General features: G+C 42.3%; 19 protein-coding genes and 1 tRNA gene. 3 read left to right on the top strand and 17 right to left on the bottom strand.

Going from position 1 to position 19,284, the window contains the following annotated elements:
- Position 1: 1 nt before the first annotated feature.
- From PLF31_02725 to PLF31_02685, 9 genes are all read right to left on the bottom strand, one after another.
- Positions 2 to 74, bottom strand: a tRNA-Ala gene (locus tag PLF31_02725).
- 20 nt (positions 75 to 94) lie between these two features.
- Positions 95 to 1,054, bottom strand: a complete 960-nt coding sequence (locus PLF31_02720; GenBank protein HRH26359.1) for a hypothetical protein — start codon at positions 1,052 to 1,054, stop codon at positions 95 to 97.
- A gap of 262 nt (positions 1,055 to 1,316) precedes the next feature.
- Positions 1,317 to 2,687 carry a GIY-YIG nuclease family protein gene (locus PLF31_02715; GenBank protein ID HRH26358.1) on the bottom strand — a complete coding sequence of 457 codons (1,371 nt, stop codon included), beginning with the start codon at positions 2,685 to 2,687 and terminating at the stop codon, positions 1,317 to 1,319.
- A gap of 30 nt (positions 2,688 to 2,717) precedes the next feature.
- The gene (gene uvrA / locus PLF31_02710; GenBank protein ID HRH26357.1) at positions 2,718 to 5,345 is read right to left on the bottom strand and encodes an excinuclease ABC subunit UvrA; all 2,628 of its coding nucleotides are present in this window, start codon (positions 5,343 to 5,345) and stop codon (positions 2,718 to 2,720) included.
- A gap of 146 nt (positions 5,346 to 5,491) precedes the next feature.
- The gene (locus PLF31_02705; GenBank protein ID HRH26356.1) at positions 5,492 to 5,830 is read right to left on the bottom strand and encodes a carbon storage regulator; all 339 of its coding nucleotides are present in this window, start codon (positions 5,828 to 5,830) and stop codon (positions 5,492 to 5,494) included.
- Between the two features lie 75 nt (positions 5,831 to 5,905).
- A complete protein-coding gene (uvrB, locus tag PLF31_02700; protein ID HRH26355.1) occupies positions 5,906 to 8,002 on the bottom strand; it encodes an excinuclease ABC subunit UvrB in 2,097 nt (698 codons plus the stop codon).
- On the bottom strand, positions 8,003 to 9,229 hold the full coding sequence (tgt, locus tag PLF31_02695) for a tRNA guanosine(34) transglycosylase Tgt (GenBank protein HRH26354.1): 1,227 nt from the start codon (positions 9,227 to 9,229) through the stop codon (positions 8,003 to 8,005). It abuts the gene before it with no gap.
- A 17-nt stretch (positions 9,230 to 9,246) separates the two neighbouring features.
- Positions 9,247 to 9,609, bottom strand: a complete 363-nt coding sequence (locus PLF31_02690) for an FKBP-type peptidyl-prolyl cis-trans isomerase (GenBank protein ID HRH26353.1) — start codon at positions 9,607 to 9,609, stop codon at positions 9,247 to 9,249.
- Between the two features lie 172 nt (positions 9,610 to 9,781).
- Positions 9,782 to 10,141, bottom strand: a complete 360-nt coding sequence (locus tag PLF31_02685) for a hypothetical protein (protein HRH26352.1) — start codon at positions 10,139 to 10,141, stop codon at positions 9,782 to 9,784.
- An 11-nt stretch (positions 10,142 to 10,152) separates the two neighbouring features.
- On the opposite strand from PLF31_02685, the gene PLF31_02680 reads away from it, so the two are divergent.
- Positions 10,153 to 10,875 (top strand): TIGR00730 family Rossman fold protein, encoded by a 723-nt coding sequence (locus PLF31_02680; GenBank protein ID HRH26351.1) that lies wholly within the window; start codon positions 10,153 to 10,155, stop codon positions 10,873 to 10,875.
- Between the two features lie 32 nt (positions 10,876 to 10,907).
- On the opposite strand, the gene PLF31_02675 is transcribed toward PLF31_02680, so the two are convergent.
- From PLF31_02675 to PLF31_02665, 3 genes are all read right to left on the bottom strand, one after another.
- Complete coding sequence (locus PLF31_02675; protein ID HRH26350.1) at positions 10,908 to 11,690, bottom strand: nucleoside monophosphate kinase; 783 nt, start codon at positions 11,688 to 11,690, stop codon at positions 10,908 to 10,910.
- A gap of 218 nt (positions 11,691 to 11,908) precedes the next feature.
- Positions 11,909 to 12,442 carry a thermonuclease family protein gene (locus tag PLF31_02670; GenBank protein HRH26349.1) on the bottom strand — a complete coding sequence of 178 codons (534 nt, stop codon included), beginning with the start codon at positions 12,440 to 12,442 and terminating at the stop codon, positions 11,909 to 11,911.
- A gap of 40 nt (positions 12,443 to 12,482) precedes the next feature.
- A complete protein-coding gene (locus PLF31_02665) occupies positions 12,483 to 13,169 on the bottom strand; it encodes a ZIP family metal transporter (GenBank protein HRH26348.1) in 687 nt (228 codons plus the stop codon).
- A 232-nt stretch (positions 13,170 to 13,401) separates the two neighbouring features.
- On the opposite strand from PLF31_02665, the gene PLF31_02660 reads away from it, so the two are divergent.
- The gene (locus PLF31_02660) at positions 13,402 to 15,723 is read left to right on the top strand and encodes an ATP cone domain-containing protein (GenBank protein HRH26347.1); all 2,322 of its coding nucleotides are present in this window, start codon (positions 13,402 to 13,404) and stop codon (positions 15,721 to 15,723) included.
- Between the two features lie 66 nt (positions 15,724 to 15,789).
- On the opposite strand, the gene PLF31_02655 is transcribed toward PLF31_02660, so the two are convergent.
- Entirely contained in the window at positions 15,790 to 16,347 is a 558-nt protein-coding gene (locus PLF31_02655; protein ID HRH26346.1) for an NADPH-dependent FMN reductase, read from the bottom strand.
- A 163-nt stretch (positions 16,348 to 16,510) separates the two neighbouring features.
- Here PLF31_02655 and PLF31_02650 point away from each other — a divergent pair, with 163 nt between their 5' ends.
- Positions 16,511 to 16,687 carry a hypothetical protein gene (locus PLF31_02650; GenBank protein HRH26345.1) on the top strand — a complete coding sequence of 59 codons (177 nt, stop codon included), beginning with the start codon at positions 16,511 to 16,513 and terminating at the stop codon, positions 16,685 to 16,687.
- Positions 16,688 to 16,735: 48 nt separating this feature from the next.
- On the opposite strand, the gene PLF31_02645 is transcribed toward PLF31_02650, so the two are convergent.
- The 4 genes from PLF31_02645 to PLF31_02630 all read right to left on the bottom strand — a co-directional run bounded on the left by PLF31_02645 (position 16,736) and on the right by PLF31_02630 (position 19,250).
- Positions 16,736 to 17,668 (bottom strand): hypothetical protein, encoded by a 933-nt coding sequence (locus tag PLF31_02645; GenBank protein HRH26344.1) that lies wholly within the window; start codon positions 17,666 to 17,668, stop codon positions 16,736 to 16,738.
- 77 nt (positions 17,669 to 17,745) lie between these two features.
- On the bottom strand, positions 17,746 to 18,219 hold the full coding sequence (locus PLF31_02640; protein HRH26343.1) for a hypothetical protein: 474 nt from the start codon (positions 18,217 to 18,219) through the stop codon (positions 17,746 to 17,748).
- Positions 18,185 to 18,694, bottom strand: a complete 510-nt coding sequence (locus PLF31_02635; protein ID HRH26342.1) for a hypothetical protein — start codon at positions 18,692 to 18,694, stop codon at positions 18,185 to 18,187. Before PLF31_02635 ends, PLF31_02640 begins: the two co-directional genes overlap by 35 nt.
- Before the next feature lie 76 nt (positions 18,695 to 18,770).
- Positions 18,771 to 19,250: a hypothetical protein gene (locus tag PLF31_02630; GenBank protein HRH26341.1), complete on the bottom strand. Its 480-nt coding sequence runs from the start codon at positions 19,248 to 19,250 to the stop codon at positions 18,771 to 18,773.
- Positions 19,251 to 19,284 lie beyond the last annotated feature (34 nt).

Below are 19,284 nucleotides of genomic sequence, written 5' to 3'. Positions count from 1 at the left end.
GTGGACCCCAGCGGACTCGAACCGCTCGCCTCCTCAGTGCAAGTGAGGCGCTCTACCAGATGAGCTAGGGGCCCGTACAGGTACGTATATTACATCATCTCCCGCCAAGAGCAAGATCAGCTATATGCATAGCTACCACTTCAGGCTCTGCACCCACTGCAGAAAACGCTACTCCAATAGGACTTTCTGCATGAATTTGTGGATGACTTTCAGAATCAATAAGATATGTTTTTCCTCTTGCGGTGACGATAAACTTCTGCTGAGAAACATGCCGATATCCCAATTCTTTATGTGCCCGTATTGCTTCAAGAGAAAGCTTTTGTTTTAACTCATCGGATAAACCTTGGATTTGAACGAAAGAACCGTCACTTAATTTCTCTTCAATAATGACTGGAGTATAGTGCTCCTTTTCTCTAAATTGCTCAATAACCGGCACAAACACCTGTTTTCCACTAATATATTCTTCAACAACTGCCGTGCCATGTTTTACGATAAAGTCGGCAATCGTATTTGATAATAAATCATATCGTTGCTCAAACTTTGCTTCGTTACGCCTTCCAAACCGTGTTGGTAAAAGCACAACTGGCATATGAAAGTGATTAAAGATATATGAAGCACGTTCTCGCGGATCATCTTCACTTGAAAGCAATAGGTGTCGTGGTGATTGGAATCCGTTTTGTGCATGTGATCGTTTGAGCCAGCCATGATGCGCTGAAATTGCTGACTCGGAAGCTCCAGAGCCGGTATATAGGATTCCAAGTGACTCAAGTAGTCGTTGAAGCTTTCCATCTGCACCGTACTCACCATGCATAGCGTTTACAACCAAATTAACACCCCGGAGGGCTTCGTGTGGTTCCGATTTAAAACCTGACACATGCCAATTTCCTTCTTTATTAATATAGATATCTTTAATAGCAGCGTCGCTTTGCTGCTTTTTTGAAAAGAACGAACGTAATGCATGTAGAAATGTACTGCCTGTTTTTAAGGAGTGGTTGTGGTGTAAGTTTCCACCACGGATAACTGCAATTGTTGTCGGGTCAAGAACTCTGTCCATTACCATAAGTATACATCCACTTCACAATGTGACCGATATGTACAGTGAAAAAAGTTGAGATAAAAAAACTGCCACCAGTCACTTCTTCCCGAATCGTCAAAGAGGGAGAAGATAACATGGTGGCAGTTCGCAGCGAGCAGCCGAGCCGAAAATTCTTCTTGAATCAACGGGAAATTGTGAGACCGAGGTCTAACAACAAACAATTGAATCGAGAAAAGAACGTACTGAGTAATTATAGTCTTGCCGGAATTTTTGTCAATTCTTATTTAAATAGCTTATTACGCAGTGACCGATGGTATGCAATCGCAAACCTATGTGCCTCAGCATTAGCCAAAAGAATGCTTGATTTGTGATCCATCGCAATTTTTTCCGCATTTTCACTTCCATCGGTAAGTATCCCCTTTGCCTTGTGTGATCGGTCTTTCACAACAGCTGCAATAACAATCCCCTTCTCCTCAAGTCCCGCTTCTATAACTGCTTCAACGGCTGCATTTCTTTGTGGTTGTGCACCGTCCATGATAATTAAATTTGGCATTGGCCACTCATCGTGCTTAAGACGACGCTTAACCACTTCAGCGAGTGCACCAACATCATTTGAACCACGTTGTGTACGAATTTTGAATTTTCGATACCAACTCTTTTCAACAATGCCATTCTCAACAACAACCATTACCCCAACCTGTTCTTTTCCTGACATGTGCGCGATGTCATACGCTTCAATACGAAATACATTTCCATTGTTCCTTCGCATTTCATCTGCCACTTCAGGATCATACTGAATCTCTTCATCTGGATCAGAAAAGTCTTCTCCTAATTTTTCTCGCTCCATCATTGGCTTGTCATCTACATCATCACGCTTGATGATTGCTATGTCGTTAATGTGATCAAGAGAATAGATTGAGCGCTTAATACGGCCAGCCTCTTCAAAGCGCTGTTCTTTTGCGGCACTACGCATATCTTTTTCAAGTATTTCAATTAGTTGCTTCTTTTTGCCACTGAAAAATAGTACAAGGTGTCTTACATTTCGTCCGTATTCCTCTGCGTTTACCTCACCAGTACATACTCCAGGACAAAGGCCAATCTGTCTGTTAAAGCAGGGTTTAGGTGTCGTTTTACCGCCTTCAAGCTGTGTTTCTGCCGGAACACATTTATCGTCTCTATATGGAAAAATCTTTCTGATAATTTTTAACGCTTCTCTAAGTGACCCTCCATTTGGAAACGGTCCAAAGGAATATTTCACAGACTTTTTTGGAAACGTCATGGAAAGTGTCCGCCCACGAACAGTGAGGAGTTTTGGGAATTTTTCGTTGGTAATAACAACAAAGTTATAGCTCTTATTGTCTTTTTGTTGTGAGTTGTATTTAGGAAGATGTTCTTTAATGAGATTTGCTTCCATAATCAACGCTTCAAGCACTGATGGAGTCACCTCATAATCCACCGTTTTTGAAAGAGTGACCATGTCGACGATGTGTCGACCACGAGTAGCGATGACATCATGGTTAAAATAGCTACGAACACGCGATCGAAGTGATGTTGCTTTTCCGATATACAAAATCTTCCCGGATGCGTCCGTAAATTTATATATACCAGGAACGTCTGGTAAACCGATTTTTTCAAAATCTTCGATAGTCATACGATAGTTTTATACTACCAAACCACCCCCCTACTTCAGATGTTTCTTCAAATACTGACCCGTATAGCTTTTTGCATTTCGTGCAACTTCTTCTGGAGTTCCCTTTGCAACGATTTGTCCACCACCCACTCCTCCAAGTGGACCAATGTCGATAATGTGATCAGATGATTTAATCAAATCTATATTGTGTTCAATGACAAGTACTGTATTTCCTTTATCAACCAACTTCTGCAAAATTTCAATTAGTTTTCGAACATCTTCGTAGTGGAGTCCGATAGTTGGCTCATCCATAAGATAGATTGTCTTTTGAGTATGTGGTCGATATAACTCAGAAGAGATTTTTACGCGTTGCGCTTCTCCGCCTGAGAGTGTTGTTGCGGATTGACCAAGTTCGAGGTATCCAAGACCCACTTCATTAAGTGATTGTAGTCGGTCATGAATTGCAGGAATATCCTCAAAGAATTTTAGTGCCTCATCAACAGTCATTTTAAGGACATCGTAAATACTCTTCTTCTTGTATTTCACCTCGAGAGTCTCTTTCATGAATCGAGTTCCACCACACACCTCACAAGGAACATATACCGTTGGGAGGAAACTCATTTCAACTGCAATTTCACCGTTTCCTTGGCAAGCTTCACATCGTCCTCCTTTTACGTTAAATGAGAATCGGTTTGCTTTCCAGCCACGTGCACGCGCTTCGCTACTTGATGCAAACATATCACGAATAAAAGTCCATGAACCAGTGTATGTTGCAGGGTTTGATCGTGGAGTTCGTCCAATGGCTGATTGGTCAATTAAAATTGTACGTGATACGTATTCGCTACCAGTAAAGCTTGAGCAATTGATCATTTCATTCGAACGGTACTTTCGTTCAAGACGAGCTTGGAGATTCTTATGCACGATCTCGTACATAAATGTAGACTTTCCTGATCCAGAAACGCCAGTGATACACACAAGCTTTCCAAGTGGAATTTCTGCGTTGAGTCCTTTGATGTTAAATGCATTTCCATTGCGGATGATAATCTTTCCAGCCTCCTTTGTTCTACGCTCTGGAATTTCAACAACCTTTTCACCACGCAAGTACGCGAGTGTTAATGATCCTGAATCGTTTTTCTTTGCAGTAAGAAGTTTATCTAAATAGTCAGCTACTACAATTTCACCTCCAGCAACTCCAGCGCCTGGTCCAATATCTACAAGATAGTCAGAAGCAAAGATAGTGTCCTCATCGTGTTCAACGACAATAATGGTGTTTCCTGCATCACGAAGACTTGTAAGTGTTTTAATCAAACGATCGTTATCTCTCTGGTGAAGTCCAATGGTTGGTTCATCAAGTACGTAGAGTGCCCCCACGAGACCCGATCCTAATTGTGATGCCAAGCGAATACGTTGTGATTCTCCTCCAGAAAGTGTATGTGCGCGACGATCGAGTGTTAAGTATTCAATACCAACGTCGAGCATGAATTGAAGTCGTGACTGGATTTCTCGAAGGATAACTTTTGAAATAATTTTTTCAGATGTTGTGAGTTTGAGGGATTCAAAAAAATCAAATACATCTTCAACTGACTTTGATATGAGGCTATGAATATTAATTTTTTCAATACCACTGTCCTCTCCACCAATAAATACATGGAGTGCTTCTTGGCGAAGTCGTGCTCCTCCACATGTCTCACATGGGTCTTCTCCCATAAAATACTTTGTACCAAGTCCGTTACATGTTGGACATGCTCCGTATGGTGAGTTGAAAGAAAATAGTCGAGGTTCGATTTCAGGATACGCAAATCCATCGTACGGACACATAAACTTTGCTGAGATCAAACGTTCTTCATCACCAGTTTTAATACGGATTAATCCATTAGATTCAGTGAGAGATCGTTCAAGAGCCTCAGAAAGTCGCTCCTTCATGTCCTTACTATCACTTTGAAGTTGAGATACGAAAAACTCATCGATCAAAATGTCGATGTCGTGTTTCTTGTTTTTATCAAGTGTAATCTGCTCTCGAAGTTTCTTCTCTTCTCCATCAACAAGTGCGCGCTCGTATCCCTTTCCAAGATAGTCATAGAGCATTTGGTAATACTCACCCTTTCGTCCAACTACAACAGGAGCGTAGATTGCGAGTTTTGCATCAGAATACTTAACACCCATGACTTCCTTCTTTCCTTTTCCAGATGTCGAAATTTTTGCAACTGATTCAAGAATCGTTGCCATAATTTCTTCTTGAGACAACTTCTTAATCTCACGACCGCAGACCAAACAGTGAGGCTTTCCAATGCGCGCATAGAGCAACCGGAGATAGTCATAGATCTCAGTGATTGTTGCTACGTTTGAACGTGGGTTATTTGAACGAGACTTCTGGTCAATAGAAATAGCCGGTGAAAGACCGGTTATTTCATCAACGTCAGGCTTCTGCATTTGTCGCAGGAACTGGCGAGCATATGAAGAAAGGGACTCAACGTAACGGCGCTGACCTTCAGCAAAGATAGTATCGAATGCCAAAGATGACTTACCAGATCCAGAAAGACCAGTAAATACCACCATTTTGTTTCGGGGCATCTCAACTGTTACGTTTTTTAAGTTATGAGTACGGGCACCTTTAACAACAATCTTGTCGCGATCTTCAGGTTTGCCATATTGGTGAACAAATTCTGTTTTTTGTGCCATGAGAGATTTAGTGAACGTCCGTACAGTATATCAAAAAATGAGCAAATAATCAAAATACATCTACGTGTTTTGGGTATAAAAAATGGCCTCAAGTGTGTACTACAACTCTTGAAGCCATGGGTGGCGCCCCTCCAGACGCCTATTCATTACGCACACAAACATGTTGGGGGCGGATCTATTGGATCAGGTGGTAATTTCTTACCCTTATTCTCTCGTTTTATCCGCATGTACACCTCAAGACGATGGATGGCAACGGTTATCGGGGCAGTGATGCCTAACCGAACTTTTTCGTCACCACGAATGTCAACAAGCATTATCTGGAAACAATCGATGGAGTAGACCTCATCGATTCCCAACTTCATCTCTTTCGAGATGTGTCCTGAGATTTGTATGCGAACCTTGTCGCCTATAATCTCCAAAACTTCTATGTTGACATCATCACCAACCACAATCACCTCACCGACCTTGCGTGTGAGCACTAGCATAGGATCTCCTTGCAAAGCCGATGAAAAATGAGGTACGAACGTCGTACTTCCGACCTGAATGTAACCCTAATTTACCTAGTTGTCAATATCCTCATCCTTATTGTGGATATCGGAAGCTTCCTTTGCCTTTGTTTCACGCTTCTTTTTAGCCTCTTTTCCCCCGTATAGCCTTGTTTCTAGGGCGTAAATCTCATCTCGAAGGATAGCTGCCGTCTCGAAATCAAGCATCTTCACGGCATCATTCATTTGAGAAGTCTTCTCTTTTATGAGTTTTTCAGGGTCGCTACTAAAACGCTTCTCATCAAACTTCAATAGTTGAGACACAGTCTTATCATGTGCTGAAGCAAGGTGCTCTGTAATGTCAGAAATCTTCTTTTTAATGGTTTTGGGAGTGATACCATGCTCTTTGTTGTACGCAAGTTGTATTTCGCGACGACGATTGGTTTCTGCAATAGCACGATCAAGTGATCCAGTCATATGATCAGCGTAGAGGATTACCCGACCATCAACGTTTCGTGCGGCACGACCAATTGTTTGGATAAGTGACGTCTCTGATCGGAGGAATCCTTCTTTGTCAGCATCCAAAATTCCAATGAGTGATACTTCAGGAAGATCCAATCCTTCTCTAAGTAAGTTAACTCCAACAATACAATCAAACTCCCCTTTTCGAAATTTACTCAAGATCTGAATGCGCTCAATTGTTTTAATGTCACTATGTAAATATTCTGACTTGATTTTCTTTTCTTTTAAGTATTCGGCCAAGTCTTCAGCCATCTTTTTTGTAAGGGTTGTCGCAATGACACGGTCACCTTTTTTAATTGTCTTCTCTGCTTCTTCAATAAAATCTTTAACTTGTCCTGGATAGTCTCCATTTTGAACAACCGGTTTGATGACCAACTGAGGATCGATAAGTCCAGTAGGTCGAATAACTTGCTCCGCAACCTGAGTACTATGAGTTTTCTCATAAGGGCCTGGTGTAGCTGATGTGTACACCGCCTGTGGCATACGCTCTTCAAACTCTGCAAACTTGAGTGGTCGGTTGTCTCTCGCAGATGGAAGTCTAAAGCCGTGCTCGATAAGAGTATTTTTTCGAGACTGATCTCCTGCATACATTCCTTGGATCTGTGGAATTGTTACGTGGGATTCATCGATAATTAGTAACCAATCAGGATTACCATCCTTATCCTTTGGGAAATATGAAAGTAATGTGTCAGGCGGTTCACCTGCCATTTTTCCCGAGAAGTGCCGTGAGTAGTTTTCAATACCTGAGCAATATCCTACTTCCTTGATCATTGCGAGGTCATATGACGTACGACGCTTTATACGCTCTGCTTCAAGTAGCTTTCCTTCCATTCCTGCATACTCTTTGAGTCGCTCATCGAGCTCAGCCTTAATTGTTCGAATTGCACGCTCTCGGTCTTCTTCACCGGTGATGAAGTGTTTTGCTGGGAAAATGAAGAATGCATCCGGTGTTCCTTTCTTTTCTCGGGTAATAGAGTCTAGAATTTCAATTGTCTGGATCACATCATCAACAAGTTCAATTCGGTAAATTTCTGTTTCAGATACCGGCATCACTTCTACAAAGGATCCAATTGCTCGAAACATTCCAGATGAAAGGTCAGCCGGGGTTCGTTCATAATGAATATCAATGAGGCGGCGGATAAAGTCAGCACGTGTCACTTTCATTCCCTTTTCCACGCGCATATTTACACGCTCATAATTTTCAGGACTACCAAGACCATAAATACAGGATACTGATGCCACCACAATGGTATCCCTTCGAGTTAAAAGAGACTGAGTAGAGGCGTGACGGAGTCGTTCGATCTCTTCGTTAATCTGCGCTTCCTTTTCAATATACGTGTCAGTTACCGGCATGTACGCTTCTGGCTGGTAGTAGTCATAGTACGAGACGAAGTAGTGAACCGCGTTATCCGGAAAGAATTCCCGATACTCTTGCGCAAGCTGGGCTGCAAGAGTCTTATTGTGCGCAATAACAAGTGTAGGCTTCTGCATCTCCTGGATAATGTTGGCAGCAGTAAATGTCTTACCAGAACCAGTTACCCCCAAGAGTGTCTGGTGTTTGTCTCCATTACGTAAACCACTCACAAGTTTCTTGATTGCTTGTGGCTGGTCTCCACCTGGCTTAAATTGGCTTTTGAGATTGAATTTCACTTACCTACTATAATACTTCTTTATAAAGTTGTCTCTGAAATCGTAAAATGTGTCGTCTTCCATTGACTCCCTGATCTTTCGCATGAAGTCAGAAATGAAAAAGAGGTTGTGGATTGTCGCAAGTGTCGCGGCAAGCATTTCTTTGGAGTGAAAGAGGTGTGCTACATACGCTCGGGTGAAGTTTTTGCATGTATAACACGCGCAACCATTGTCTAGTGGCCCAAAATCCTGTCTATATACTGCGTTTGTAATATTGATCCTCCCAGCACTTGTATGAATACCACCGTTTCGTGCGATTCGAGTTGGAGCTACACAATCAAACAAATCAACTCCTTGTTCTGCACCCATGAACAAATCTTCTGGCTCTCCGATACCTAACAAGTGACGAGGTTGATCTTCTGGTAAAAGTGCATTCACCCATGAAACGGCTGTTTGCATGTCTTCTTTGGCAAATGATCCACCAATTCCAAACCCATCAAATCCCATGTCGGCAATTGTCTTTGCACTCTCTTCGCGAAGATCTCTGTCTCTTCCACCTTGGATCACTCCAAAAATGGCTTGTCTCGTTGCGTGTATTGAATTTCGATGTTGCGTGAGACATCGCTTTGCCCAACGATGTGTACGATCAAGTGCTTCTCTTTGATAGACCCTCGTCTCTGTTGGAGACGTACACTCATCAAAAGCAAAAAACATGTCTGCTCCAAGTGCGTGTTGAATGTCTACTGATTTTTCTGGAGTGAAATAGTGTGCAGTCCCATCAATGTGCGACCGAAACATCACACCATCGTGATCAATTGAGACCAGTGGTGCTTTTACTTCTTCATCAACATCACCCGCGGCAAGTGAAAGTTCCGAGGAAGATTTAAGAATTTTTGAAATTCCTTTTCCGTATGCCGCACCAAGAGAAAACACCTGGAAACCTCCTGAATCAGTCATTGTTGGTCCTTTCCAGTTCATCATCTTTGCAAACCCTCCAGCTGCTGAAACCATGTCAGCACCTGGCTCAAGATATAAATGATATGTATTAGCCAGTACCGCTTGGACACCTGCTTCAACCGCTTGCTCTGGTGTAATTGCTTTAAGTGTTGCTTTTGTTCCTACTGCAACAAAAGCCGGGGTCTTGATAACCCCGTGATCAGTTGTTATGACTCCAGTTCTTCCACTTACATCTGGAGAAATGGATCGTGTCAGATCTGTCTTTAAACGCTTAGAAAGCGTGAATTTCATTACCCAGTTCTACCCTGTTACTTAACGTCAAGCAACTCAACATCAAAAAGGAGTGTTGATCCGCCTGGAATTGGTCCGTAATCATTTGGGCCATATCCGAGGGATGAAGGAATGACGAGTGAACGCTTTCCACCAACCTTCATACCAGCAACACCAGTGTCCCATCCAGCGATTACCTGTCCTGCTCCGAGGATAAATGAAAATGGCTGTTTTCCAACTGAGCTATCAAATACTTTTCCGTCGGTAAACTTTCCTGTGTAGTGTACTGTTACTGTCTTTCCTGAAACGGCCTCGGCACCAATTCCAACAACACTGTCAGTTACCTGTAGTGAGTTTGTTTCACCTGTCGCTTCTACTTGCTGTGAATTCTTAACATCCACTACCTCTACAATTTCTTCTTGTGTGTTCTGTGTATCCTCACCTAGGCTATTTGATGAATCTCTAACGTCCATAATAATTTGTAATGCTAATAAGACCACTAATGCTAACCCAAGAAGGTAAATCGGCCAATACGCTTTGAATGATTTCATGTGTTTGTTAATTATTTATAATTTATGATGTTGTCGATGTTGCAGTGAGTGGATTATCGAACTTGCTTGTATCAACTACACTTTCAACGACGAAGTTTATCACCAGCCAACCTATTAACATCAAAAATATTCCAACTGCGATCTTTGTAAATGATTTCTTGGCCTTGTTAAGCACTCCTGGATCACTCGCTCCCGCAAATAAATATTGCCATCCTGCTTTTAAGAGCATGAATAGTAATAAAATGAGTGCGAGGAAAATAACTGCGTTGATAACGCTATGTCCAAGATTAATTAAGTCATAAAAATCACACTGGTCATCGAGTGTTTTTCCGCAGCTAATAAGATTTAAAGAGCCGTCTTCAGCGTATGCATGTGGTACCATATCCTCATTATATGCAAGCTGACAAAGATAACCAGCCTTTTTCCAACACCTCGTACGTTCCAGTAACACTTCACCAGGTAGAAGAAGAGATTCGAGAACGTATTCACGCAGTCAACGATGAGATGATTGCGGGATTTAATTTAATTAAGCGACAACCAAAGTCAGTAAGTATTTTTGGCTCTTCTCGTTTTCCAGAAACAAATAAATATTACAAAGATGCCCGTGAATTATCTGGCATGCTCGCAAAAAAAGGCTTTAGTGTCGTAACTGGTGGTGGTCCCGGCATCATGGAAGCTGCAAATCGTGGCGCATCAGAGCATCACGGCCATTCTATTGGATTAAATATCAAGCTTCCGTACGAACAACACGTAAATCCATACATCAACCACGGAATGCAGTTTAATTATTTCTTCATAAGAAAGGTTATGCTCACCTTCTCTGCTGAAGCGTACATCTTTTTTCCGGGCGGTTTTGGAACAATGGATGAATTCTTTGAAATTGCTACGCTCGTGCAAACCAGAAAGATTGAAAAAGTTCCAATGGTTCTCTATGGAACAGATTTTTGGAACCCACTAATTGATTTTATGAAACGAAATATGTTTCCACTTGATACAATTGATCCAGACGATCTTAATCTCTTTATGGTTACAGATAGCCTTGAAGACATCGCTGCGCTTGTAGAGCACGTTCCTGTACGAAATGGTGTGCGAATAAAAAAAACACCACTTCCGTAGAGGTGGTGCCTTTGTTTCTAATTGTGTAAAAGCTACGTTAGTAACTTATCTCCCCGTCGCCCAACTGATGGACGTACCTGATTAATGAACTCGAGCGCTTCAGCAAGCAACTCAGTAACTTGAGTTGCCACGTTTTCCTTACTTTGGCTGGCGTCAATGTTTATGAAACCGTTTTCGAAATACCCCCTAGAGGCGATTGCGTGTTCGGGCAACGTCGATAACTGCTTGAGCGTCATTGCAAGACAAGGACTCGAACTGTCAAACCTGCCAAATGACTCTGAAAAAACCTGGAGTCGATGAGCAAGTCTTTCATGGGTGTCATCAGTTCGCTTCTCAGTAATCTGACGACCCGGCATTCGATTAAAACAGTCTTCGTCAGACACCTTGAGAAGCATGGGGATAATCTCGACACGTGTGCCGACTTGCTCCCGAAGCAGTTCTGCTTGCTTATGTGTTCTCGGGTATCCGTCAGACACAAACATGTTTGACCGTGTAATTTGTGGAATACGAGAATTAAATCCGTGCATGAAACTCTTCACGACAATTCTATCCTCAACCAATGCACCGCACTGCATCTTTCCGCCCACATCTGCAAGCAGCTGCTGGATGTCTGCGTGCCGACGAGCCTCATCACTCTCATCAGTAAAGACACCAGCTGAAATTGCCTCCAAAATTGAAGTTGAACTTGTTTGGGAAGCCGCTCCATACAAACTCTCGAGGGTCTTGCGCGCCTCACTTTTCCCAGAGAAGGGTTTACCAACAAGAACGACACACACCATTCGATTCGGACGATTCGGACGAACTTTACCAACCATCTGCTACCTCCGTGGTTTGAAGACAAAAAAAGAAAACAACGTACTTACTGCAAACTTGTACCATATTTATAGTGACGAGACAAGAAAAGGACTCTCTAATCCTCTAGGAGTTTAACCCACCACTCGAACGTAAAATTCATCAAAAAAGCTGCTGGAATGTAGATTGGTGCCAGGAGGAAGAAAAGTAGTACTTTAACTGTTCGATTCATATCCTGACACTACCACGCAGCCTTACATCCCTCAATTCCCCATAGTCCTCTTTTAAATGCCTTAGCATCGTTCTCTACGTACTCTATATATACCCGTAACTGGTACGGCTCTCCAAAAGACTCCTCAAATGCATATCCCAAGGAGACTATTTCCTTATTAATAAGTCTCCAGGTAGAGTTTGAATCTTTGGTAAATACATATCGAAGTAACCTCCCATATTTATCCGTATCTGACTTTTCAGTGTCCGACGCAAGATATACAAATGTCCCCTTTATAAGTCTGTGCTTTAGAAAGACGGATGCTTCTTTTCCAAAACATTCAACACGTTTTCGTGGATCAACTGATTCAGGTGCGTTTATTCCTAATAGCCGTACTGTGTATGTTTTTCCAAAAATTCCTTTTGAGACATTAATAGTGTCTCCATCAATAACCTTCTTCACCATATACACATCTTGGTGGAATAATGCTCTAACTCCAATAGAATGACCAAGATACACTCCACATACACATATAGATAGAGCAATTATCCACGTACGTGCCATAGCACATACAAGCACTACTCAACTCAATACTTATTAAAATCTATTCGAGTCCTGAAAGAAAATAAACAGCGAGGACTGCAACGATTGATGCGCCAATTATAGAAAGTTTTGGATGTGCGTGCCGTGTTTCAGGCAAAATGTCTGACGCACCGACATATAAAAAGAGTCCAGCGAGCGCTGCGAGCGCAAGACTTAACACAGAATCGTTGAGTGTAATGATTTGACTGAGTGCAATACCAAAGAGTGGAGAAAGTATAGTCAGCACTGACCAAATGAGTACTTGTCGCTTGCTAACATCATTCCGAATGAGAACTGGGCCAACCGTCATACCATCTACAATCCTGTGCATACTAATTGCAGCGATAACAGGAAGCGCGAGCCCGGGGAGTGCAATGAGTGCTGCGCCCGACGCTAGTCCATCAATGATTCCATGAGCGGAGACAGATGCTGGTGCAAGTCCTGCGTGCCCTACGTCCTCATGAACATCGTGTGTATGTTTGTGATGTTTAAACACAAGAGACGCAAAGAATGCTAAGAAAAAACCACCAACCATCACCATCAATAAATACTGTATGTCATGTATTGATTCCCCAATCTCAATTGATTCGGGAATAAGGATAAGACATGCGGTTGCGATAAGTGCACTTGCACTAAACGAGAGCATCATATGTACACTGTCTTTGAGCACATATGAAACAAGTAGCCCAATTACTGTTGCCGCGGCCACACATAGAGTAAGAATAATGAGTATCATGAATATTTTTTTCTGAGTTTTGAGAAATAAATTTTTTCCTCTCTCAATAATACCCTACACTAGGCCGTGCTACGTTTCAATCGTTGACAACAACTCCTCGAACTTGCGAGGCAGCTTTTCCACAGGGGTTTCGACCCACCGTCGGGGATATACTTCACTGTACGTTTATTAGTAATTAGCATTTGTAACAACCACAGTCATAACTATGTCACCGAAAACAGCCGAGAGGTCTTCTACAGAAACTGTTCTTGTAAAGAAAATCCAAAAGCGCGACGGGTCTATCGTGCCGTTTGATATCCATAAGATTGCACACGCGATTGGTAAAGCGATGCAGGCAACTGGTGAAGGATCAGACGAAGAGGCAATGATGGTTGCCAATAAAGTCCTTGCTGACGTGGTACGAATTACAAAAAAGTATAAGAGCTTCATTCCGGGAGTTGAAGGTATCCAAGACTCAGTGGAGAAAGAACTTATCCTTTCTGAATACGTAAAGACTGCAAAGGCATATATCCTTTACCGACAAGAGCACGCAAAGATCCGATCCCAACAGGCTGTTGAAATTCCTCCAAAGGTGAAAAAGTTGGCTGAGGACAGTAAGCAATATTTCAAAAACCCACTTGGTGAGTTCGTGTACTACCGAACATATTCAAAGTGGAAGGACGATGAGCAGCGCCGTGAGACATGGATTGAGACTGTGGACAGGTACGTTGAGTTCATGAAGGAAAACCTCGGAAACAAGCTCAAGGAATCTGAGTACAAAGAAGTTCGTGAAGGAATCCTCAAGCAAGAAGCAATGCCTTCTATGCGCCTCCTCCAGTTTGCAGGACCCGCTGCACGAAAGACTAACGTGTGTGCATACAACTGCTCATATATTGCCCCTGAAAGCTTCCAGGATCTCGCTGAGATCATGTATGTTTCAATGTGTGGTACAGGAGCAGGATTTTCAGTAGAGAGCCAAAACGTAGAAAAATTTCCACAAATTGCAATGCAGACTGGCGAGAAGCTTCCTACACACGTTGTACCCGACAGCAAAGAAGGATGGGCAGATACATTAGCGTTTGGAATGAAGATTTGGGCTTCTGGAAAGGACATTGATTTTGACTACTCTCTTCTTCGACCAGCTGGAGCACGACTTAAGACTATGGGAGGAAAAGCATCTGGTCCTGAACCACTTCGAAACCTTATGCAGTTTGTTCGAACAAAAATGCTTTCACGACAAGGTAAGCGTCTCCGAACTATCGATGTCCACGACATCATCTGCACCATTGGTAACTGTGTGGTTGCAGGTGGAGTTCGACGAAGCGCCATGATCTCTCTTTCTGATCTTGACGACACTGATCTTCGAGATGCAAAACAAGGTGCATTTTATAACACTGAGATCCAGCGAACACTTGCTAATAACTCAGCAGTGTATTCTCACAAGCCATCAAGCACTGAATTTATTGAAGAGTGGACAGCGCTCATGAAGTCGGGCTCTGGAGAGAGAGGAATCTTCAACCGAGGATCACTCACAAAGACACTCCCCGACCGACGTCTCAAACTCCTCAAGGAAATCAAGGGATACTTTGATCCATCAGGTGAAGTCATCACTGCGCCTATGGGAACAAACCCGTGTGGAGAGATTATCTTGCAGTCTAAGCAATTCTGTAACCTTTCAGAGGTAGTTGCACGCGAAGAGGATACTGAAAAGAGTCTCATGAGAAAGATGCGTATCGCTACAATCATCGGTACATACCAGTCATCACTTACAAACTTCCCATACCTTTCAAAGCAGTGGAGAGAAAATTGTGAAAAGGAACGCCTTCTCGGTGTATCTATCACTGGCCAATGGGACAGCCCAGCTGTACGAAACCCTAAGGTACTTGAAAACCTTCGCAAGGAAGCTATCCGCATCAACCAACTCTTTGCAAAGCGAATAGGTATCAGCGCATCATCATGTATTACATGTGTAAAGCCTTCTGGAACACTTTCACAAACCGTAGACTGTTCATCAGGAATGCACCCACGTCACGCTCCGTACTACATCCGACGTATCCGAATCTCAGCAACTGACTCACTATTCAAGATGCTCAGAGACTCAGGAGTTCCGTATCATCCTGAAGTTGGACAGTCAGCAGACAGTGCAACAACATTCGTCCTTGAATTCCCTGTTAAGGCTCCGCAAAATTCAATCTACAAAAACGATGTTACAGCTATCGACCAACTAGAACACTGGAAGATGGTTAAAGTTAACTACACAGAACACAACCCATCTGTAACTGTTTCGGTTGGAGAAGATGAGTGGATCGAGGTGGCTAACTGGGTATACAAGAACTGGGATATTGTTGGAGGTCTTTCATTCCTTCCTCGAGATAACCATGTGTACCAACTCGCACCGTATGAAGCGATTGATGAAGCAAAATACCTAGAACTATCAAAGGGTTTTGAACACATTGATTACTCAAAGATCATTGCGTACGAAAAGACAAATGAACTTGACGTGAAGAAAGAACTCGCGTGTGCAGGAGGTGTGTGTGAAATTGTTTAAAACAAAATAATTATTGAAAATAAAAAACCGGTTTAAAACCGGTTTTTTTATTACCCTACAAACTAATTATTTACTAAAAATTGCCATGTGAGCAGAAAACTTCTCAACAAAAGAAACAAGGTGTGTTCGTGTATTTTCGTCAGTTAAGTTCCCTTCTGCATCAAATTTATGCATTGCATCACTTATGTATGCTTCAGGTTGACCCATAGTATGTGCATCAAGATACGACATGATCTGCCTGAGGTGCATTTGTGCAAGACCAGTACCTACGTTACCTACAGTTGTACCAATAACAGCAAATGGCTTCTTTGCCCACGCACTATCTCCATATGGTCGTGAGGTCCAATCAATCGCATTCTTGAGAACTCCAGGAATTGAACGATTGTATTCAGGAGTTACCACAAGCACACCAGACGCCGCACGAATTTTATTCTTTAACTCTTGCACTTCACTAGGAAACGAAGATTCTTCATCTTGGTCATAAAACGGAATAGTACTAATATCAACGATTTCAACGTCCATTCCTTGTTCAGATGCTATTTTCGAAAGTTCTCTTGCCAACCCTTTGTTATAGGACGCATCTCGTAAAGATCCAGGAATGATGAGTAGTGAATGTTTTTTCATATATGTACTTGTTTAAGATCTTTCGATCGGCTGATAACTTATGTAATTATAAGTTTTTAACCATATCCCTGATACTTGACAATAGATGATAAATATGCTATCATGCACACAGCGTTAATTAGCACATTCAATCTACTTTTCGGCTCAGCCGAGGATATCCACAATGAGAACGAACCGAGAGTCATGGATTCTAGGTTTTGGGTGCGGCGCGATTCTCACAGCAATTGTTGCCCTACTCATTCTTGGTCCCATCACATATCGTTTGATGGAGCTTCAAGACGCACGAAGTTTGACTCACGACAAAGAGCAGGTTGCGGCACGTGCCCATACCCAAGACTGAGCCAAATTTCAAACATTAATGCCACCAATTTCTTGGTGGCTTTTCTTTTTATATCTTTGCAACAGAAGAAACTTTCATAATACCCACAATGGCATATATTTTCCATTCACGACTCGTTTCTAATTCTAGGGCTGGAACAAGTGAGCCCGATACACGTACCTTTGTTCCAATTGCAATACTTGAAATATTTTGTGAGCGAATAGAATCCATGTGAAGTGCATAATACGTTCCTGATTCAGTTTGTATTCCATATGTGCACTCCATAGTTACAGGACCACTTACATCTCGATGTGGAAGACATGCAAGGATGCCGTCAAATGATGACGTTTGGTTTGCAAGTTCAATAAAAGTGAAACTTTGTACCATTCCTTCCAATACATTAATAACAACATCTTGGTTGAATTCTGTGATTCCTTGTCCTGGATCATATGCACCAATATTTGAAGAGTGAATTGTGTACTCAATCGAATAACACTTTTCATTCCACACAGTTCGATAACTTACCGTTTCATAAAATTGCCCAGCTCCAGCATCTGACTGTGTAATTTTAAAAAACTTTATTCCATTAATGGTGATATTTTCACCAGAGGTTGTGTTGGTAGGAGCAGTAGCACATAAGCTCACTGCATTTTGATCATCAGTTGATCCAACAGTGATTCGAGCATCGCCAAAATTAGTATTCGGTTGTATTGAGCGCGGAACATTAACCTTTGCATGTAGTATTCCACCATCTGTCTCAATCATGCTCCACGGTTGCCCTTGTATTTCTGAAGCAGGTGCAATATCAAAATCACTTAAATATGAGAAGGAGAATTGACCTTGAGGATCCTTATATGTTGATAGACCCTCGGTTTCAACAGTTGAAGTAGAAACATCTACAACCTGTTCTTTCTGTATCGGTTCCTGTGACCATGCATATACTCCAATACCGATAATAAATACTCCCAAACCAAGAACGATCCACAGTGCTGCGTTTTTCATATATATGTATGACGAATTAAACCGGATGTCATGACAAAAGAAAAGGCCCCGGGGTTTTCCCGGGGCCAAACATTGTTCTATTCACGTTCAACACTGAGTTCATCTTTCACAGCCTTGGAAGAAATGCAGTGTCGAGCAAATATCACCCCAACATCATCCTCGGGATTATTTTCTGCATACACAGCAAGTCCATACAAGATGTGATCAGTGTGTATCACCTTGTAATTGCATTCCGCACTAACACCAGACGCAATTATAAGCACCTGTTTGGTTTCTGGTGCTTTCTCCAATCTTGAAGAGTGGACTGCACTTCCATCTGGAGTAACACAGAGGCGCGCATCTCGGAGAATAGTGTCAATAGCGTGACCTAAGTTCCATAGCACAACACTTGCCCTATGCTTTCCACTCAACACTTCAACACTAAGCACTGCTATAAGCACGTGGATAAGTTGAATATTTTCACTACCAGATCTTTGTGCCTCGTTATTTGCGTTCACCATGACACTCTGAGTTTTTTCACTCAAGGTCATCATCTGCCCAGTCGACTTCATAACCACCTCCCTTCGGTAAAACAATCTTCCCTTTTTCAGCTTCCATTTCAAGAATTAATGAACCAGTAAGGCACATGATCTTTTGTTCCCACAACCACAAATCATTGTGGTCACCAGTAACATAGAGCGCCATGTGACGAACAGACATACACCTATCTCGGATATGGAAATCATACGGGTACGGAAACAGGATCATCGCCTTTTGCTCTGAGACAATCGCTTCGGAGTGACACGTATGATTGATCAGGGCTCCAAAAAACCACACTGATTCATCAACGGTTTTAATTTTTTCAGTTACCTGAATCGTGTCAGTATCTGCGAAGACCTTACCAAATGCTCGCTCAACGAGCATGGGTGTTACGTGACTTACATACTTAGGCCGATATAACAGCCTATGTAACAAACGAAGTTGGGGTGTAAGGACGGGACGACCCCATCCATGAAGTACGGCATTAGGAAACCATTCTGCACTCATTAGAGCCCTCCCATGTAAAATGTTTCGAACACCTACCTCTAAACTACCGTAGATACTTGACTAAAGCAACTAATTGTTATATTCCCTGATTATTTTGAACATCTGTCCAAGCCAATGGAGCAACACGGAATGTAATCATGTATTCATCTTCTCGAAGCTCTCGATCGGTCGGTCGAGGTGGATTAATAGCAACTATTGAAATTGCATAGCCTTCAAACTCATACGGCACACCGTCTGAAGCAATGTTTTGACTCAAGACCTTGTCACCTGCTGAAAGTGTCACCGCTAGTGCCACAGCACCATATTCAGGGCAATTATCACCTGAGCAGCGACTATCTTGTACAAACCTATCGAACCGAACCGAGAGTCCTGCAATCTCTTGGATCTCACCCACTTTCAATGTTTTTTCTTCTGGAGCTCGTACGCGACCTGGACCATCTTGTGTAATGACTGGTGTTGGTTCAGGCTCAGTATTCCAGTGTTTTGAAGTGACAAGTGTTAAAATTCCTGCACCAACAATCACTATCGCCACAAGCCAAATAAGTATGTGTTTCATAATATAAAAGTATACACCGAAAGAATTTCTGTTA

The sequence above is a fragment of the Candidatus Paceibacterota bacterium genome, assembly GCA_035438625.1.
Taxonomy (GTDB): Bacteria; Patescibacteriota; Minisyncoccia; order Phycocordibacterales; family DAORIS01; genus DAORIS01.
Note: the sequence above shows the minus strand (reverse complement) of the source record. Positions and strands in the feature narration are given on the sequence as shown.

Coding starts and splice junctions, on each gene's coding strand:
- PLF31_02720 (HRH26359.1), bottom strand. CDS start 1,054: ATGGACAGAGTTCTTGACCCGACAACAATTGCAGTTATCCGTGGTGGA.
- PLF31_02715 (HRH26358.1), bottom strand. CDS start 2,687: ATGACTATCGAAGATTTTGAAAAAATCGGTTTACCAGACGTTCCTGGT.
- uvrA (HRH26357.1), bottom strand. CDS start 5,345: ATGGCACAAAAAACAGAATTTGTTCACCAATATGGCAAACCTGAAGAT.
- PLF31_02705 (HRH26356.1), bottom strand. CDS start 5,830: ATGCTAGTGCTCACACGCAAGGTCGGTGAGGTGATTGTGGTTGGTGAT.
- tgt (HRH26354.1), bottom strand. CDS start 9,229: ATGAAATTCACGCTTTCTAAGCGTTTAAAGACAGATCTGACACGATCC.
- PLF31_02685 (HRH26352.1), bottom strand. CDS start 10,141: ATGGTACCACATGCATACGCTGAAGACGGCTCTTTAAATCTTATTAGC.
- PLF31_02680 (HRH26351.1), top strand. CDS start 10,153: ATGCAAGCTGACAAAGATAACCAGCCTTTTTCCAACACCTCGTACGTT.
- PLF31_02675 (HRH26350.1), bottom strand. CDS start 11,690: ATGGTTGGTAAAGTTCGTCCGAATCGTCCGAATCGAATGGTGTGTGTC.
- PLF31_02670 (HRH26349.1), bottom strand. CDS start 12,442: ATGGCACGTACGTGGATAATTGCTCTATCTATATGTGTATGTGGAGTG.
- PLF31_02660 (HRH26347.1), top strand. CDS start 13,402: ATGTCACCGAAAACAGCCGAGAGGTCTTCTACAGAAACTGTTCTTGTA.
- PLF31_02655 (HRH26346.1), bottom strand. CDS start 16,347: ATGAAAAAACATTCACTACTCATCATTCCTGGATCTTTACGAGATGCG.
- PLF31_02650 (HRH26345.1), top strand. CDS start 16,511: ATGAGAACGAACCGAGAGTCATGGATTCTAGGTTTTGGGTGCGGCGCG.
- PLF31_02645 (HRH26344.1), bottom strand. CDS start 17,668: ATGAAAAACGCAGCACTGTGGATCGTTCTTGGTTTGGGAGTATTTATT.
- PLF31_02640 (HRH26343.1), bottom strand. CDS start 18,219: ATGAAGTCGACTGGGCAGATGATGACCTTGAGTGAAAAAACTCAGAGT.
- PLF31_02635 (HRH26342.1), bottom strand. CDS start 18,694: ATGAGTGCAGAATGGTTTCCTAATGCCGTACTTCATGGATGGGGTCGT.
- PLF31_02630 (HRH26341.1), bottom strand. CDS start 19,250: ATGAAACACATACTTATTTGGCTTGTGGCGATAGTGATTGTTGGTGCA.